A 15,055-nucleotide genomic window follows, 5' to 3' on the forward strand; every position below is an offset into this window, starting at 1 on the left:
CCATGGAGAACGTCAAGGCCACGGCCACCGACGCAGCCCAAAACGTCAAAGCCGAAGGCCAACACGCGGCCACCGACGTCAAGGACCGCGCCACCGACGCCAAAACCAACGTCCAAAACACCTGACGGGTCTGCTGCGGCACCCGCAAGTACTAAGCACCACCCGACAGGCCGGCCCGCCAAACGCGGAGCCGGCCTGTCAGGTTCAGGCCCTGACCGAGAGGACACCCCATGGCCACTCACGACTCTTCCGAAACCAGTACTGCCAAAGCAGGACAGGCACCGGATCCGAACGACTCCCGGAAGCCGGACAGCCCCAGAGACCTGGACAAGCCGAACTGGAAATACATCCTCAAGAAGACCCTGCGGGAGTTCAACAAGGACCAGTGCCCGGACCTCGCCGCCGCTTTGACCTACTACGCGGTGCTGTCGCTGTTCCCGGCGATTCTGGCACTTGTGTCCCTGGTCGGAATCTTTGGTGACCCGCAAAAGACCACTGACGCGCTCCTGCAGATCGTCAGGGGATTTGTCCCGGCCGAGACTGCTGACACGGTAGGCGGAGTGGTCGCAGACCTTGCCAGTGCACCTGCTGCCGGTTTGACCCTGGTGATCGGCCTTGCCACCGCCCTGTGGTCTGCATCCGGCTATGTGGGCGCCTTCGGCCGTGCCATGAACCGGGTGTATGAGGTTGACGAGGGCCGTGCCTTCGTCAAACTGCGTGGCACCATGCTCGCCGTCACCCTCCTGGCCGTGGTCATCGTCGCCATCCTGGCAGGCATGCTGGTGCTGAGTGGTCCCGTGGCTGAGGCCGTGGGCGGCCTGATCGGCCTGAGCGGCATTTTCCTCACGATCTGGGACATCGCCAAATGGCCGGTCATGGTGGGGCTGATTATCGTTATCATCGCGGTCCTGTACTACGCAACCCCCAACGTCAAGCAGCCCAAATTCAAGTGGATGAGCATGGGCTCGGGCATTGCGCTGTTCGTCTTCCTCCTCGCGTCGGTTGGTTTCGGTTTCTATGTGGGCAATTTTGGAAACTACAACAAGACCTACGGCGCCCTCGGCGGCGTGATTGTCATGCTGCTGTGGCTGTGGATCCTGAACATGTCGCTGCTCTTCGGTGCGGAGTTTGATGCGGAGATGGAACGGGGACGCCAGCTCCAGGCCGGCATCAAGGCGGAAGAGACCATCCAGCTGCCGCCGCGGGATACCAAGAAGAGCGAGAAGCTGCAGAAGCAGGAAGAGGAGGACATTCAGCATGGCCGCGAGCTGCGCGAGAAGTACAGCGCTGACAACGGCCAGGACGGTGCCTCCGAGGGGGATGAAGGCAAGGCCGACGACGACGGCACGAACGGCGCCCAGCCTACGGAACCACATCGCGACAGGGTCCGGAACAAGCTTCGTGACCGCGCCAACGGCGGAGAACAAAACTAGGGAAGCGATGGAGCCATAGCCGGCGGGACTGTCCCCCGTTAGGCCCTGGCGGGGACTAGGCAGGACCTTCACAATGAGGGAAAATTGTTGTGGAGGTCCTGTTGAGTTTCCCGGGTTGGCATGGTGATCCGGGAGCAGGCGGGGTCGGCGGTGAGATGGCCTCTTCTGAGACCGAGGCCAGTCCCCCCAGTCGCCGTCGGCCCCCTCCATCCACTTCTGGAGTTGGGCCCTGTTCGGTGTGTCGTACCGGGTAATCCCGGGGTAACTGGACAAGCAGGGAATACTGCAATATTTTCAAGACTACGCTGCTGGCTTCTCCGGAGGCCGGCAGGACCGCTGAAGCAGATACGGCGGCATCACGGTCGACCCCGAATGAGCGGACATGCCTGCTACACACTTTGAAGAATTTCTTGCCGAAGCCGTCATACCGGACAGGGAGCCGGGACTGGGACTGGGACGGGATGAGCTCTACGGGCTTTACACCAGCTGGTGCCTCCTCCACAAAGCCCAGCTGCAGCCTCCCGAGGCACTGTGGGAAGCCCTGCTGGAGCACGGCATCAATCCGGACAGCAACAATCTGTCAATGACCGGTCCGGCAGCAGCCGACTACATCGTGGCCAGCGCGCCGGACCTGGTCTAACCCCATCAGCCCCCACTCGCGGACGCTGCCCGTCCACGCCTGCAAGGCCAGCCGGATCACCACCTTCACAGAACCTGTTGAAGTTACCTGGTGGTGGCTAGCATGAAGGCATGGCGGGGGCGTCGGCGCCTCCGGCACCAGCCGAAGGGAGAAATGCCATGGGTTTGGATGACAAAATTGACAATGCGGCCGAGAAAATGGGCGGCAAAGCCAAAGAAGCAACCGGCAAAGCAACTAATGATGAAAGCCTCCGGACCGAAGGCCAGATGGACCAGGCCAAAGCTGATTTGAAGCAGGCCGGCGAAAAGGTCAAGGACGCTTTCAAGAAAGAGTAGCCGCGGGGAAAAGGGGCTGTTGCGTAACGCAGCAGCCCCTTTGCCTTTAAAACCACAGCCGGCTTTACCTCTCAGGCGTCAGCTCAGGGTCCATGCCGAGCATCCGCAAATAGCCGCCGAACCCCTCAGGAGCGCGGGCTTCTGTCCGGCCGGAGGTCCGGACACGCACCGTATCTGTCGCCCGCACGTCAAACCCCTTCTCCCGCAGCCGTGCCGCCAGCACCCTGTCCTCATGCACCAGGTACCGCGGGAAACCGCCGGCCACCAGATAAGCGGAAGCACGGATGCCAAAGTTCGCGCCGAAAACGTGGGTATGGTCTTCCTCGAAAAGATGCAGCGACTGCCAGCGGCTGAGGAGCTCGGGCGCCACCCCGGCAGGGTCCATTTCAACGGAGCCGAGGACTGCATCGGCTCCCGCCGCGGCCAACGCCAGCTGTCCCACCAGCCAGTTGGCAGGAACGACCGAATCGGCGTCAGTATTTGCCAGCCACAGCCCGGCGGCGTCATCCGGGCTTCTGTCGTTTGCCGCACCCAGAACCTCCCATGTCCCGGATCGCCGGCTCCGCCCGACGCTTCGAAAGTCGACGGTATGGGCTGAAAAGCACCTGTTCCTGGTGGTGAACCCTGAGGTTATTTCCGCAGACCCGTCAGTGCAGGAATCAAGGACCACGAGAACAGTGACGTCCGTACCCGGCTGGACGAGCTGTACCGCGGATGCGGCGGCCTCCACGCCTGAAAGGGCGCGCTCCAGGTGCTCTTCCTCGTTGTGCACCGGAATCACCACGGCCACCCGGTCAATCGGGGTCAAGGGGCCGGCGCCGTTGCCCCGGGTGCTGTTAACGTCTCCAGGAGAAAGTCACGCTCCCGGTACACCGCGGCAGTGGGCCAGGACAGCCGGTTCCTCGCCATGGTGTGGACGGCTTCACCATCAAGCTCCCAGCCGGAAACGGGATGCCGCCAATGGCAGAGCAGCAGGGTGCCGCCCGGCAGCATCGAGGTCCTGATTTTCCTGAGCAGCAGATCAAACTCATCTGCGCCGAAGTAGTACCCCACCTCGGACAGCACCACCAGATCGTAGCTCCCGGAGGGCCACGCGGCGGGAAGCGTCAGTTGACGCAAGGAGACGCCCGGGAAGCTGAGCAGCCGTTCTTCCGCCCGATCCAGTGCTGCCCTGCTGGCGTCCACGCCCAGCAGAGTGGCGCACCGCGGCGCAAGATCAGCGGTCAGAGTACCGATGGAGCATCCAATTTCCAGCCCCGCGGAATAGCTTTTGTTGGGAAGTGCCGCCACCGTCAGGGCGCGTTTCCGCTGCTCGTACCAGCTGGTGGTGTAGTTCCAGGGGTCCGGATCCTGCGAGTGGACCCGGTCAAAGAGGCGCTCCGCCTCCTTGCTGGTGTAGGGCCTCTGTCCGGCCCCGGGAGTCCAGGCGAAGGTTTCGTAAGGGCGGGAAAAATGGCTCAGGAAGGAGCTGCCCAGGAGGACTTCGTCACCGGGATGCGGCGAAAGCGGCCTGGTCTGGCTGGCGTGCGTCTGCATGGCACGTTCTTTGACAGCCTGCTCTGCAGGTTCCAGCGGCAGCCGTAGCCAGGACTCCCATTCGGGGTGCCCGGGGTTTGCCCAGAGCCAGTACCAGACGGGGTACTCCAGCAGGGCATGGCCGCGGCCGGCGGCAACACCGGCGGCCACTGTCCCCAGGGTGTCATGGTCGCCGTGCCCGTCCGCGCGGTAGGGAGCAACGATGACCAGCTGCTCGGCCGGTCCTTCCAGCCGCTCCGCGGCTTCGGTGATGGAGCGGGCGATGTCCTCCGCGTGCTCCGCCAGGCCGCTGTCCGGAAGACCCAGGTATTGCCAGCGGTCTTCAAACCCCATCAGCCCCAGCGCCGCTGCGAACTCCGCCAGGCGGATGGATTTCAGCTCCTCCGGCGAGACGGTCTGCGAGTTGGGATGCGAGGCCTCCCCGGCCGTGCACAACAGGACGTGGGCCTCCGCCCCTAGTCCGTGGAGCCGCGCCAGCAGTCCGCCTGCTCCGAGCGTTTCGTCGTCGGGGTGGGCTGCGAGCACCAGGAACCGCATGGCGGCCAGCTCCTCTGGAGCCAGCGGGAGTTCGGGGATGAGCGGGAGTCCCCCGGCCGCCCAGGATGCTTCGTCAGTCCCTTCGTCAGTGTGCGCGAAGGTCACCACGCGGCGTCACCTTTCAGGGTCAAGGCGCCCAGCTGGGCGTCATCTCGCATGGCGTGGTGCTGGCGGACGTACAACGCCAGGTCCGCCATCCGCTTGGCATACTTCCCGTCAAAGGCCAGCGGGCCAGGTCCCCGGTTGCTGCCCACCATGGACAGCACGCGGTCGACGGCGGCGGCACAGGTTCCGCGCACCCGCAGGGCGTCGCTCCATGCCGAGGCCTGCCCGCCGGGAAGCCGGGCCCGGTCGGTTCGTTCCGCCGTGTGCGCAAGGTGCTGCAGTGCTGAGGTCAGCACGCGGTCCAATTCCCCGAGCGCGGCCAGCGCAATCTGGTCCGGTTCCCTGCCGGCGGACTTTCCTGCCTGCAGCGAATCGCGGTAGTCCCGGGCAAGACCTACCGCTCCTCCGATCCAGCACGCGGCCACGCCCATTCCACCCCAGGCAAACCCGGGCCGGCTGAAATACCAGTTTGTCCCCTGCAGCGGCTCGGCGGGGACCCGGTCAAAGTGAACGGTGCCGCTGGGAATTTCCTGCAGGCCCCTGGCCACCCAGGCAGGTTCCTCGCAGGTGACGCCGGGGTGGCGGAGGTTGACCGCGAAAGCCGCCCTCCCGCCGTCGTCCGTGTGCGCAGTGATCACCGCGTGGTCAAGGACGGGGGCGAGTGAGCACCACGGCTTGGCCCCGTCCAGGAGCACCCCTGAGCCGTGCGGCTCTGCGGAGAGCCGTGTTCCTTGGCCTTCCGCAGCAAAGACGCCCCAGGAACCGGTGGCACGTGAAGGGTCCCGGCCTGCCTGCTTAAGGATGGCCAGCGCATCCAGGTGCGGCTCGAAGACCCTGGCAGCAGCAACGTCGATGGCGGCCACAGTTGCCAGGAACTCCCACAGGAGTCCTGTGCTGCCACTGCCGGGTTGGGGCCACCGCTTCCCCGCTTCCCGGGCCAGGGCAAGCAAAGCGGGGACGTTCCCGGCAGCGGCGGCGATCTCCTGGAACAGGGGATCCGTACCGTGGGGCCCTCCCCCGTGAGGGGACAGGCGGACTACAGGGTTGGCGCGTTCCGGGAGGGAGACGGCGGATGGTGCGCTGCCTATATCGGAGCGTTCCGGCATCAGGGGCCGGGCGCCTAGTTGCTTGCCGGTTCGGTCACCTTGGCGGTGGGGGCCATGGTTTCGGCGTTGACCATCCAGGCCAACTGCTCCAGCCGTTCGATCGCCGCGTGCAGCAGGTCTGCGCTGGTGGGGTCTTCCTCGTCAACGTCATCGTGGACGTCGCGCATGGTCTGGACGGCCCGTTCCAGCCTGGCGGTGATGAGTTTGACGGTGTCTTTGGTGGAGGTCAGCCCTTCGGGGAACTCCTCAAGCCGGCTGCCGGCGGAGACCGTGCTGCTCCGGCCGTCGGGAAGTGCATGCAGGGCCCGCATCCGCTCGGCAGCCTGGTCAGCGAAAAGCCGGGCGGCAGCGATGATCTCGTCGAGTTGCAGGTGCAGGTCGCGGAAGTTCGCACCAACCACGTTCCAGTGGGCCTGCTTTCCCTGCACATGCAGTTCGATGAGGTCGGTAAGCACCATCTGTAGATTGCTGGCAAGGGTGGGTGACGCTTTCATCAATTTCCTCCACTGCTGCTGTCGGTCCCGGCTGAACTCCAGCCGGACATTATTCTAAGCATACTTAGCAGTTTCGATGGGCGGAGATGCAGGTGCTACCTGATGCGCGCCAGCGCGAACCCGTCCCAGCCCTTGGAGCCGACGGTCTGGATGACGGTGGCGTCCAGCCGGGGGTGCTCACCCAGGAGCTTGAGCGCATCGATGATGCCAGGGGCATTGGCCGGGTCAATCGAGGGGTCCAGGATTGCGCCCTCCCAGACGGTGTTGTCCAGCACCACCGTGGAACCGGGCCTTCCCAGCCGGACCGCCCAGTCCAGATAGCTGCTGTTGTTCTCCTTGTCCGCGTCGATAAAAATGAAATCGAAAGGCTCACGGCCTTCCTCCTCAAGCGCAGCCAGGGTTTTCAGCGCCGGCCCCAGCCTGATCTCCACCTTCTCCCCCAGCCCCGCTGCATCAATGTTGGCCCATGCGACCTCCGCGTGCTTGGGGAGGAATTCGCACGTGACCAAAGTGCCGTCGTCGGGCAGGCCGCTGCTCATCCAGATGGTGCTGAAGCCGGCGAGCGTGCCAATTTCCAGCACGCGCCGGGCGCCGGAAAGCTGGACCAGGAGCTTGAGCAGCTTTCCGGCATTGGGTGCCACCTCGATGGCGGGCATGCCTGCCTCGGCGGCGGAGCTGATGGCCCGTTCCAGCGCAGGATTAGGATGCACCACGACGCGGGTCAGGAAGTCTTCAGCGGCTGTCCACTCCGGCCGGGTCTTGTGCTCGAACATGGGCACAGTTTGGCACGCGGCGGGGTGCGGGTCCAGAGAAAAAGGGTCGACGGCGGGCAATGCCGCCCCGGTCAGGAGCCGTCGGCGAGGGCGTTTTCCAGGCGCTCGACTTTTGCCGTGAGCTCTCCCGTGTAGCCGGGCCGGATATCGGCTTTGATCACCAGGGAGACGCGGCTGCCGTACCGTCCCACTGCCTCCGTTGCCCGCTTGACGACGTCGAAAACCTCGTCCCATTCACCTTCGATGGTGGTGAACATCGAGTCCGTCTGATTGGGCAGCCCGGACTCGCGGACGATCTTGACAGCGGCCGCAACGGCGTCGTGCACCGAGGCGTCGGAGGAGCTGGAACCTTCGCTGGGGGTGCCGGACGGGGCAACTGAAAACGCGAGCAACATGATGCCAGTGTCCCACGCCGGGCCTGGACCACAGGCGTGAAGGCAGCCGGGAGCGTCACATAACCCCCTACCCTTCAGTAACGGTGAATGGTGCATGCTCCATTGCTAACCTTTTCGCATGAGCCTCGCAGTCGCCCGCAAGCCGCTCCGCGCCGACGCTGCGCGGAACGTGGACAAGATCATCACAGCGGCGCGCCAGTGCTTCCGCGAGTTTGGGCCCGAAGTGCCGTTGCAGACCATCGCGGCAACGGCCGGAGTTGGCCCGGCAACCCTCTTCCGTAATTTCGCTGACAAAGAAGAGCTGGTTCTCGCCGCGCTCAACCGGCAGCTCCGCCTCACGGTGGATCCGGTGATGGACGGTGCCCTCGCCGATATTGACGCGGCCGCCGGACTGTTCCGGGTCCTTGAGGCGCTGATGGCTGCTGCGAGTGCCGATGCCAACCTGTTGGGTGCCGTGGCAGGCAGGCGTGAGCTCCTGACCGGCATCACCGGATCGCTCATGGAATCCATGAGCGTGCTCCTTGTGCGCGCCCAGGGCCAGGGAAGCCTGCGGGAGGACATCTCGATGACTGACATGTTCCGGTTGCTGGCGATGCTCATCGGCGTGGTGGACACCATGGAACCCGGTTCCGACGCCTGGCGCCGCCCGCTGGCCCTGGTGGAGGACGCTATCCGGGCAGCAAGGCCCGCCCGCCCGCTTCCGGCCCACGTACCGGTTCCGGGCTCCGCCGTGGCAGGTCCACTGCCGGCCTAGCTCCCCGGGATCCGGGCAGGGGGAGCGCGAACCCGCGCCGGTGCCCCCGAAATGGTCCCGTTGTGGGCGCGCAGGCGGTGCAATACACTCAAGGAGGGTTACGCAGCCAGCCCGCCTACGTGGCATGGAATGGAGTGACCCTTGAACCAGTTTGGCTATTTCCGGCGCACCATGGCCGTGTCACGATGAACAGCTCCAAGCTGAACCACTATCTGAACGATCCCCGCGGGCCGGAGGAAGTCCTTCCCGGCCTGACTCCGGAAGAGCTGACAAACCTGCTGGACGGCCTGTACCAAAACCTGGACACGCCAGAACCCGAATTCGGCGCGCAGGCCTGGTACGAAATGGCTGTCGAAGAAAGCTGCCGGCGCGCCGCTTCGCCTGACGGCTACGGCGTGGCCTAGCCAGCCTGCTGAGCCGGTAAGTGTCCTGACCGGCGTCACCCCCCGGACGCCCTCTTTTTGATGCAGTACCACTTCCCCACAGGGTCTTAACGTGATGGGCCCTGGCCGCCGTCGCCATGGTGCTCATTGGGAATGTGGTCCTTCGCTTCGGCGAGGTGCTGCTGCAGCTTTTCCTCCGCGTCCCGGCGGCGCCGGGCCGTATCCCGCATCTCCCTGGTGGCTTCCGAACCGCGCGGATCGAGATAGTTTTGCCGCGCCTTTCCGTGCTGCTCGGTTGATGGCGGGCGGGAAGCTTGTTTTTCGGCGGCTTTTGGTGGCATCTCCCGGTGGGCGGCGCCCTGGGGAGCCCCGGCACCTGCGCCTTCCGTACCAGGGTTCGGAGCACCACCGTTCTCAGTGCCCTGCGCATCTTCCGGCTGTTCCGGACGTGACGGATTGTTCATCTCGGCTCCTCCTTGATGGCCGCCGCAGTGGAATGCGGCCCTGGTTCCAGTCCACCACACATCGGCCCCGGGATGGCTTTGCTACTCGCTGCCGGCTTCCCCCCTGGCATGAAGCTCCTGGCGCACCAACGCGTGCAGCGCCGGAATCCGGGACGCAGGATCCAGGTCAAGCGACGTCCGCAGGCTTTGGGCCAGGAACTCCAGGTCCTCAGCCGGAACGTCGGTCAAGCCGGCAAACCGGGTGAAGAAGCGTTTGGCAGGGAGGCCCGCCCGCCGTCGAACGTTCTTTTTGTGGGGACGCCCGGCTCTTTCCCCGGCTGCATGCAGCTGATTTTCCATCGTCACCGTTCATACGAGATCCCATGGCCGACTGCATAGCCGCTTTTATAGTACAACCGGACAGGACCGGCACAGGTGATGGTGCTCACAGCATTATTTCCTGCTGTTAATCAGTTCCAGCCAAGGATGCGTAACAAGGCAGCCGTTCCCGCACCTGCGAGCACCACCACCAGGAATGGCGCCCGGAGCGCCAGGGCCACGCCGGCGGCCACCAGCGCTCCGAGTCTGGCGTCAGCGGCGAGGGACTGTCCCGTGGCAAAGGTGTTGACGACTGTCAGGGAGGCGAGCAATCCGATGGTCATGGTGCCTGCCACCCGCGACATCCTGGGGTCTTCCAGGAGCCGGGCGGGAACGAAATAGCCGACGAGCTTCCATGCGTAAGCAAGGGCACACGCGATCAGCAGCCATATCCACAGGCTCATTCGGCTGCTCCCGGACGTTCGTCGCTCGACGCGCCTGGAGAGAGCCTGCCGGGAGAGTGGCTGTCCTGCCTGCCATGGTGGTGGCGGTCCCGGTAGGGGTCCACGTCGGGCTCCAGGCCTTCATCGCTGCGGCCATGGCTGAACCACCCGATCACGGCTGCAACCACGGCCGCCACCAGGATGGGCACCCCGGCGGGGACGAACGGCACCGCGATGACAGTTGCCACGGCGCACACCACGGCAATGGCAACCGGCTCGCGTCCCTTGAGCCGCGGCCAGAGCAGCCCTAAAAAGGCGGCCACAGCGGCCCCGTCCAGACCCCACTGCTTGGGATCGCCCAGGCCGCTGCCGGCGAGCGCGCCGATGGCCGTGAAAAGGTTCCACAGGACGTAGATGCCGATGCCGGCCGCCCAGAACCCGCGACGCTGCTCTGCCGGGTCAGTCTGGCCCGAGCTGGTTGCCGTGGATTCATCGATGGTCAGCTGGGCCGCAACGTATTTGCGCCAGCCCGTGGGGTGCAGGAGGGCGTTGAGCTGCATGCCGTAGATCCCGTTGCGCATGCCCAGGAGGGTGGCGGCGCTCATGGCGGCAATGCCGGAGCCGCCGCCTGCCACCACGCCGATGAACGCGAACTGGGAGCCGCCGCTGAACAGGAGCAGGCTCAGCGCCATGGTCTGCCAGAAGGTGAGCCCGGAGGTAACGGAGAGCGCCCCGAAGGACACGCCGTACAGCCCGGTGGCGATACTGATGGAAATGCCCATCCTCACCGCCGGAGAGGCCAGCAGGTTCACGGGCGGGCTCTCCCGGTCTCCCGCCGCAGGCTCCAGGCCCAGGCTATGAGCGGGGCCTGGAGCGGAAGCCTCAGGGTGTGCACCCTCTTCCGGGCCCGGCTTCCCTGCGGTCCGTAAGCCTGCCGGAGCGCGTCGAGGTGTCCTGCCAGGAAGGCGGTGAACATGATCGCCGTGCCCGTCGCGGTCACCCTGCGCGTTGCCGGGATGAGGATTCCGACGGCGGCTGCCAGTTCCACGAGTCCGCTGAGCGCGATCCATTCCTCCCGTGAGAGGAGGGCAAGCGGATGCGCCGACGCGGCACCGCGCGAGGCACCACCGTCGGACATCCCTGCAGCAGCGGCAAGCCCGGCAGCGGTGCTGCCGGAAGGAGCGTCCTCGCGGCAGAGGTAGTCCGGTACCACCTGGCGGTAGAAGCCTGGGTCACGGAAATGTTTCATGGCGCTGGCCAGCAGCAGCGTACTCATGGCTGCAGCTGACAGGTTTTGGACGGCCCGGCCGGAGCGGGGAAAAGGCATGGCTCCACTCAATCACAGGCAGGGCGGGCACCTTAAACCGTCGGGCCCGGGCCCGCTCCCCTACCTTCCCTGCGCCGGGGCCACCTGCAGCTGACCCAGCACCCTGGCAGGTACGTTGGTGGTGATCTCCTGGATTCCCAATCCCGCACACACCGCAACATCCTGCTCCGAGTCCACCGTCCACACGCGGAAGCGCCGGCCGGAAGCAAGCCAGCGGCGGACGGTGGAGGGATGCTTGCGCACATATTCGATGCCGGGCCCGGCGAGGCCAACCTCGCCATTGTTTAGGATCCTCTCGCCTTCCACCTGGGCGGCCTTCATCATGTTGGCGATTGCGCCCCCTGCAATCAGCCCGAATCCCAGTCCGCCGCGGATCACCCGGATGTCCACGTCGTCCACCAGCTGGCAGATGAATTCCGGCGGGACAGCAGCGAGCAGGTGCCGGACAGAGTCCGGGCTGAAACTCATGAACGTCACGGAGATGTTCCCTATCGAGGAACTCACGGCGTCCCAGCCCTCGCTCCGCAGCACCTCAAGCACGCGGTCCTCCAGCTTAAGCTGGTAGGGGCTGGGATGCTTGAGCTCGATGGCCAGTTTCACCGGCCGTCCGGCACCCCGGAGGATTTCCAGGAGCTCCGGAAGGGTCAGCAACTGTTCGGACCGTGCACCGTACAGCTCCGGGATGCGGACGCCCTTCCAGGATGAGAAATCCAGGCGCCGGAGCTCCCGCAGCGTCCGTTCCGCCACCGGCCCGGTACCGTCCGAGGTCCGGTCCAGGTTGGCGTCATGCAGGAGGACAACGTGCTGGTCACGGGTCAGGTGCACGTCGCACTCCACGCCGTCGGCGCCGTCGGCCAGGGCCTGGCGGTAGGCGGCACGGGTATGTTCGGCAAATGCGGCACTCGATCCCCGATGGGCAAACACCAGGGGCCGCTGCGGCGCTGACTCGTCAGTAGTCATGGAGCCACGGTAGCGGACCCGCCCCGTCCTGCGGGACTAGGCTTGGCACATGCAGGTGAACTCTGAGCCAACTACCCGGGAAGCACCCACCAGGCCCGCCCCTTCCGCACCCCCCGGCGCAACGGGCCGCACAACGGCCCGCGCCGCCGTCGGCCATGCCCTGAGTGAGGGTGACGCCGAAAAGGCGGCAGCGCTGCGGAAGATGAAACTGGTGGCGCTCGGGCTGCTGGTGGTGATGGCGGTGATTTTTGTCTTCGCGTTCGCGCTGCAGAAGGAGTATCCGTGGCTTCAGTACGTGCGGGCGGCGGCCGAGGGCGGCATGGTTGGCGCGCTTGCTGACTGGTTCGCTGTTACGGCGCTGTTTAAGTACCCCATGGGCATTAAGATTCCGCACACTGCCATCATTCCGCGCCGGAAGGACCAGATCGGCGCCTCTTTGGGCGAGTTCGTGGAGACCAATTTCCTTTCGGAGCAGGTGGTCCAGGACAAGCTGGCCAGCGTGAACATTGCGCGCAGGGCGGGTGAGTGGCTTGCCACGCCCGCAGGCTCGGAGCGGGTGGCCAAGGAAGGCGCCGCCGTCATCCGCGGCCTGTTCAAGGTACTGAATGACGACGACGTCCAGACGGTCATCGAGGGAATGGTGCGCAAGCACCTGCTGGCTCCCCCGTGGGGACCGCCGGTGGGCAAGCTGGCGGAACGGATTTTCCACGACGGGCACCACCACAAACTGGTAGACCTGCTGGTGGACCGCGCGGCCGACTGGGTGGACGACAACCACGAAACGGTCACGCACCTGGTGTCCGACCGCTCCCCCACCTGGGTGCCGCAGTTCGTGGACGGGCTGGTGGGTGACAAGGTCTATGTGGAGATCCTGAAATTCGTCCGTGCGGTACAGGCCGACCCCAACCACCAGGTACGGCAGTCCATCGACAAGTACCTGAACGACCTGGCGCAGGACCTGCAGCACGATCCCGCGATGATCGCCCGGGCTGAGGACATCAAAGCGCAGGTCCTGGGCGATCCCGAGGTCCGCGAACTTGCCTCCCGCACCTGGGGCACCGTCAAGAACGCGCTGCTGGGCGCCGTCGATGATCCGGACAGTGAACTGACCGTCAAATTCAAGGCGGCCGTGCGGGACTTCGGCTCCCGGCTGGTCAGCGACCCTGAACTGGCCGGGAAGGTCAACGCGTGGATCGGCGACGCCGCGGGCTACCTGGTGCGGACGTACAGGTCGGACATCGCCGGTGTGATCACGGATACCGTGGCCCGCTGGGACGCCGAAGAGACGTCGCAGAAGATCGAACTGCAGGTGGGCAAGGACCTGCAGTTCATCCGGATCAACGGCACCGTGGTGGGCGCCTTGGCAGGGCTTGCCATCTTTACGGTGGCGCACCTGATTTTCGGCTAGGCGAAGGACTCCAGCCCGATGCCGGCAGCTTCCAGCCCCGCCCGGACAGCGGCGGCCATCTCCACGGCACCCGGCGTGTCACCGTGGATGCACAGGGAATCCGGGCGGACCTGCACCACCGTGCCGTCAACAGCCACCACCTCGCCCTTGGCAGCCAGCCGCACCGCCCGCTCGACGATCGCGTCGACGTCGTGCAACACGGCACCCTCCTGCGAGCGCGGCACCAGCGTGCCGTCCCCACGATAGGCGCGGTCCACGAAGGCCTCGATGAACACCGGGTGCCCGGCGTCCCGGGCCTGCTTCAGCAGCTCAGAGTCCGGCAGCCCCAGGATGGGAAGGCCCGGATCATAGGCGTTCACCGCGGCAACCACGGCAGAGGCCTGTTCAGCGTCGTGCACCAGCCGGTTATAGAGGGCTCCGTGCGGTTTCACGTAGTCCACTGAGGCACCCACGGCGTGGGCCACGCCGTCGAGCGCTCCCAGCTGGTACAGCACATCGCCGAACAGCTCGTCGAAGCTCATGTCCAGGGAGCGGCGGCCGAAACCGGCCAGGTCCCGGTACCCAACGTGGGCGCCGACGGTCACGTCGAGTTCATAGGCCGCCCGGCAGCTGTCCAGCATGGTGACGGGATCCCCGGCATGGAAGCCGCAGGCAACGTTGGCGCTGGTGAGCAGCTGGAACATCGAGGCGTCGTCCCCCATCTTCCAGGAGCCGAATGATTCGCCGAGGTCAGCGTTAAGATCCAAAAGTATTGCCTTCCAGCATGTGGTTGTCCGGGGCTGCAGCCGCGGCTTTAAGCTCTCCGGGGATGGTGTCCGGCATGGGCCCGAACGCCTCCTTGGCATTGGCCACCACCGCGCGGCCCATCATGAGGTTGCCGGCTCCGCCTACAACGGCGCCGATGCCAAACGGGAGCGCCCGCCCGAACAGCGCGGTCCCCTGCCGCTTGAGGAGGTTCTTGAGGAACGCTTTCTGGATTCTGTTCCGGATGCTGCCGAAGCCCGGCACCGGCATGGACTTGGACAGGACGTTGCCCCAGGTCTTCGTGGCATTCATGCCGCTGCCGGCCGCCTGGCCGCTGAGTGTCCCCAGAAGCGCGGTCCCTTCCTCGCCCAGCATGATGGCCATGACCATGGTGCTGGCCTTTTCGGGGTTGGTGAGCCTGATCCCGTGCAGTTCGGCGAGGGAGGTGGAGTAGAGGGCTGTCGCTTCCAGGAACCCGACGGTGGCAGCGGCAGAGAGCCCGAGCGACGCGACAGTGCCGACACCGGGCACGACGGCGCTTGCACCAACCAGCGCACCGCCACCGGTGACCGCGCGCAGGTAGTCACGTTCCAAAATGTCCGCAAGCTGCGCGGCGGTGGCCCGGGGATGCTTCTTCTGCAGCCTGCGGATGTAGGCCACCACCAGCGGGCGCTGGATCTCCACCGCTTTCAGGAGCATGTTGTGGACACCCGGTTTGGGCTTTCCATCTGCGTCGAACACCGCACTGTGGGCGGTTTCCTGTGCGATTCGTACTGCCGGGTTGCTGCGCTTGGCCATGGTCACCCCTGTTTGTCTCGCCGGCCATCCTGATGCCGGAATTCCTAATACTAAGGTTGCTTAACATTAGGCCATCGCAGGAGCTGTTCCCCACCCGGGCCCCAGTGAAGGCGGCCTGGCTGG

At 65.4% G+C, this 15,055-nt stretch carries 20 protein-coding genes; 6 read left to right on the forward strand and 14 right to left on the reverse strand.

All coding sequences use genetic code 11. The annotated features are described in order from the left end of the window. Nucleotides 1-230 precede the first annotated feature (230 nt). The 3 genes from CXX84_RS18495 to CXX84_RS18505 all read left to right on the forward strand — a co-directional run bounded on the left by CXX84_RS18495 (nucleotide 231) and on the right by CXX84_RS18505 (nucleotide 2,408). Entirely contained in the window at nucleotides 231-1,433 is a 1,203-nt protein-coding gene (locus tag CXX84_RS18495) for a YihY/virulence factor BrkB family protein (RefSeq protein ID WP_102978190.1), read from the forward strand. 382 nt (nucleotides 1,434-1,815) lie between these two features. Continuing rightward, the gene (locus tag CXX84_RS18500; RefSeq protein WP_102978191.1) at nucleotides 1,816-2,073 is read left to right on the forward strand and encodes a hypothetical protein; all 258 of its coding nucleotides are present in this window, start codon (nucleotides 1,816-1,818) and stop codon (nucleotides 2,071-2,073) included. Nucleotides 2,074-2,231: 158 nt separating this feature from the next. After that, a complete protein-coding gene (locus tag CXX84_RS18505) occupies nucleotides 2,232-2,408 on the forward strand; it encodes a CsbD family protein (protein WP_102978192.1) in 177 nt (58 codons plus the stop codon). Nucleotides 2,409-2,472: 64 nt separating this feature from the next. On the opposite strand, the gene CXX84_RS18510 is transcribed toward CXX84_RS18505, so the two are convergent. From CXX84_RS18510 to CXX84_RS18535, 6 genes are all read right to left on the reverse strand, one after another. Further along, entirely contained in the window at nucleotides 2,473-3,216 is a 744-nt protein-coding gene (locus CXX84_RS18510; RefSeq protein ID WP_223253164.1) for a glycosyltransferase, read from the reverse strand. Beyond that, entirely contained in the window at nucleotides 3,213-4,589 is a 1,377-nt protein-coding gene (locus tag CXX84_RS18515) for a bifunctional PIG-L family deacetylase/class I SAM-dependent methyltransferase (protein WP_102978193.1), read from the reverse strand. Before CXX84_RS18515 ends, CXX84_RS18510 begins: the two co-directional genes overlap by 4 nt. Then, nucleotides 4,583-5,692, reverse strand: coding sequence for a hypothetical protein (locus CXX84_RS18520; protein ID WP_102978194.1), 1,110 nt, complete (start codon nucleotides 5,690-5,692; stop codon nucleotides 4,583-4,585). Before CXX84_RS18520 ends, CXX84_RS18515 begins: the two co-directional genes overlap by 7 nt. A 14-nt stretch (nucleotides 5,693-5,706) precedes the next feature. Further along, on the reverse strand, nucleotides 5,707-6,186 hold the full coding sequence (locus CXX84_RS18525; protein ID WP_102978195.1) for a Dps family protein: 480 nt from the start codon (nucleotides 6,184-6,186) through the stop codon (nucleotides 5,707-5,709). Nucleotides 6,187-6,281: 95 nt separating this feature from the next. Further along, the gene (locus CXX84_RS18530) at nucleotides 6,282-6,959 is read right to left on the reverse strand and encodes an O-methyltransferase (protein ID WP_102978196.1); all 678 of its coding nucleotides are present in this window, start codon (nucleotides 6,957-6,959) and stop codon (nucleotides 6,282-6,284) included. A gap of 71 nt (nucleotides 6,960-7,030) precedes the next feature. Further along, complete coding sequence (locus tag CXX84_RS18535) at nucleotides 7,031-7,354, reverse strand: MTH1187 family thiamine-binding protein (RefSeq protein ID WP_102978197.1); 324 nt, start codon at nucleotides 7,352-7,354, stop codon at nucleotides 7,031-7,033. 118 nt (nucleotides 7,355-7,472) lie between these two features. Between CXX84_RS18535 and CXX84_RS18540 the strand changes: the two genes are divergently transcribed. After that, nucleotides 7,473-8,108: a TetR/AcrR family transcriptional regulator gene (locus CXX84_RS18540; protein ID WP_102978198.1), complete on the forward strand. Its 636-nt coding sequence runs from the start codon at nucleotides 7,473-7,475 to the stop codon at nucleotides 8,106-8,108. Between the two features lie 185 nt (nucleotides 8,109-8,293). Further along, nucleotides 8,294-8,512 (forward strand): hypothetical protein, encoded by a 219-nt coding sequence (locus CXX84_RS18545; RefSeq protein WP_102978199.1) that lies wholly within the window; start codon nucleotides 8,294-8,296, stop codon nucleotides 8,510-8,512. 86 nt (nucleotides 8,513-8,598) lie between these two features. Here the strand turns inward: CXX84_RS18545 and CXX84_RS18550 are convergent, their stop codons facing one another. The 6 genes from CXX84_RS18550 to CXX84_RS18575 form a co-directional block, all read right to left on the reverse strand. Beyond that, entirely contained in the window at nucleotides 8,599-8,955 is a 357-nt protein-coding gene (locus CXX84_RS18550; protein ID WP_102978200.1) for a hypothetical protein, read from the reverse strand. 81 nt (nucleotides 8,956-9,036) lie between these two features. Then, on the reverse strand, nucleotides 9,037-9,294 hold the full coding sequence (locus CXX84_RS18555; protein WP_102978201.1) for a hypothetical protein: 258 nt from the start codon (nucleotides 9,292-9,294) through the stop codon (nucleotides 9,037-9,039). Between the two features lie 110 nt (nucleotides 9,295-9,404). Further along, nucleotides 9,405-9,716, reverse strand: coding sequence for an AzlD domain-containing protein (locus CXX84_RS18560; protein ID WP_102978202.1), 312 nt, complete (start codon nucleotides 9,714-9,716; stop codon nucleotides 9,405-9,407). Beyond that, nucleotides 9,713-10,507 carry an AzlC family ABC transporter permease gene (locus CXX84_RS18565; protein ID WP_223253165.1) on the reverse strand — a complete coding sequence of 265 codons (795 nt, stop codon included), beginning with the start codon at nucleotides 10,505-10,507 and terminating at the stop codon, nucleotides 9,713-9,715. Before CXX84_RS18565 ends, CXX84_RS18560 begins: the two co-directional genes overlap by 4 nt. Then, nucleotides 10,504-11,022 carry a hypothetical protein gene (locus CXX84_RS18570; RefSeq protein WP_102978203.1) on the reverse strand — a complete coding sequence of 173 codons (519 nt, stop codon included), beginning with the start codon at nucleotides 11,020-11,022 and terminating at the stop codon, nucleotides 10,504-10,506. The genes CXX84_RS18565 and CXX84_RS18570 overlap by 4 nt, the downstream gene beginning before the upstream one ends. Nucleotides 11,023-11,082: 60 nt before the next feature. Then, on the reverse strand, nucleotides 11,083-11,982 hold the full coding sequence (locus tag CXX84_RS18575) for a glycerophosphodiester phosphodiesterase (RefSeq protein ID WP_102978204.1): 900 nt from the start codon (nucleotides 11,980-11,982) through the stop codon (nucleotides 11,083-11,085). Between the two features lie 49 nt (nucleotides 11,983-12,031). Between CXX84_RS18575 and CXX84_RS18580 the strand changes: the two genes are divergently transcribed. Continuing rightward, nucleotides 12,032-13,390, forward strand: a complete 1,359-nt coding sequence (locus CXX84_RS18580) for a DUF445 domain-containing protein (RefSeq protein WP_102978205.1) — start codon at nucleotides 12,032-12,034, stop codon at nucleotides 13,388-13,390. Here CXX84_RS18580 and CXX84_RS18585 read toward each other — a convergent pair. Both CXX84_RS18585 and CXX84_RS18590 read right to left on the reverse strand, forming a co-directional pair. Further along, nucleotides 13,387-14,136 (reverse strand): LamB/YcsF family protein, encoded by a 750-nt coding sequence (locus CXX84_RS18585; RefSeq protein ID WP_102978206.1) that lies wholly within the window; start codon nucleotides 14,134-14,136, stop codon nucleotides 13,387-13,389. The two genes, CXX84_RS18580 and CXX84_RS18585, sit on opposite strands and share 4 nt — an antisense overlap. Next, the gene (locus CXX84_RS18590) at nucleotides 14,126-14,932 is read right to left on the reverse strand and encodes a hypothetical protein (protein WP_102978207.1); all 807 of its coding nucleotides are present in this window, start codon (nucleotides 14,930-14,932) and stop codon (nucleotides 14,126-14,128) included. The genes CXX84_RS18585 and CXX84_RS18590 overlap by 11 nt, the downstream gene beginning before the upstream one ends. Nucleotides 14,933-15,055 lie beyond the last annotated feature (123 nt).

The sequence above is a fragment of the Arthrobacter sp. AFG7.2 genome, assembly GCF_002892835.1.
Lineage (GTDB): Bacteria > Actinomycetota > Actinomycetes > Actinomycetales > Micrococcaceae > Arthrobacter.

Excerpts from the sequence above, each read along its gene's own strand:
- CXX84_RS18495 (WP_102978190.1), top strand. The coding sequence starts at position 231 with ATGGCCACTCACGACTCTTCCGAAACCAGTACTGCCAAAGCAGGACAG.
- CXX84_RS18500 (WP_102978191.1), top strand. The coding sequence starts at position 1,816 with ATGCCTGCTACACACTTTGAAGAATTTCTTGCCGAAGCCGTCATACCG.
- CXX84_RS18505 (WP_102978192.1), top strand. The coding sequence starts at position 2,232 with ATGGGTTTGGATGACAAAATTGACAATGCGGCCGAGAAAATGGGCGGC.
- CXX84_RS18520 (WP_102978194.1), bottom strand. The coding sequence starts at position 5,692 with ATGCCGGAACGCTCCGATATAGGCAGCGCACCATCCGCCGTCTCCCTC.
- CXX84_RS18525 (WP_102978195.1), bottom strand. The coding sequence starts at position 6,186 with ATGAAAGCGTCACCCACCCTTGCCAGCAATCTACAGATGGTGCTTACC.
- CXX84_RS18530 (WP_102978196.1), bottom strand. The coding sequence starts at position 6,959 with ATGTTCGAGCACAAGACCCGGCCGGAGTGGACAGCCGCTGAAGACTTC.
- CXX84_RS18535 (WP_102978197.1), bottom strand. The coding sequence starts at position 7,354 with ATGTTGCTCGCGTTTTCAGTTGCCCCGTCCGGCACCCCCAGCGAAGGT.
- CXX84_RS18540 (WP_102978198.1), top strand. The coding sequence starts at position 7,473 with ATGAGCCTCGCAGTCGCCCGCAAGCCGCTCCGCGCCGACGCTGCGCGG.
- CXX84_RS18545 (WP_102978199.1), top strand. The coding sequence starts at position 8,294 with ATGAACAGCTCCAAGCTGAACCACTATCTGAACGATCCCCGCGGGCCG.
- CXX84_RS18550 (WP_102978200.1), bottom strand. The coding sequence starts at position 8,955 with ATGAACAATCCGTCACGTCCGGAACAGCCGGAAGATGCGCAGGGCACT.
- CXX84_RS18555 (WP_102978201.1), bottom strand. The coding sequence starts at position 9,294 with ATGGAAAATCAGCTGCATGCAGCCGGGGAAAGAGCCGGGCGTCCCCAC.
- CXX84_RS18560 (WP_102978202.1), bottom strand. The coding sequence starts at position 9,716 with ATGAGCCTGTGGATATGGCTGCTGATCGCGTGTGCCCTTGCTTACGCA.
- CXX84_RS18570 (WP_102978203.1), bottom strand. The coding sequence starts at position 11,022 with ATGCCTTTTCCCCGCTCCGGCCGGGCCGTCCAAAACCTGTCAGCTGCA.
- CXX84_RS18575 (WP_102978204.1), bottom strand. The coding sequence starts at position 11,982 with ATGACTACTGACGAGTCAGCGCCGCAGCGGCCCCTGGTGTTTGCCCAT.
- CXX84_RS18580 (WP_102978205.1), top strand. The coding sequence starts at position 12,032 with ATGCAGGTGAACTCTGAGCCAACTACCCGGGAAGCACCCACCAGGCCC.
- CXX84_RS18590 (WP_102978207.1), bottom strand. The coding sequence starts at position 14,932 with ATGGCCAAGCGCAGCAACCCGGCAGTACGAATCGCACAGGAAACCGCC.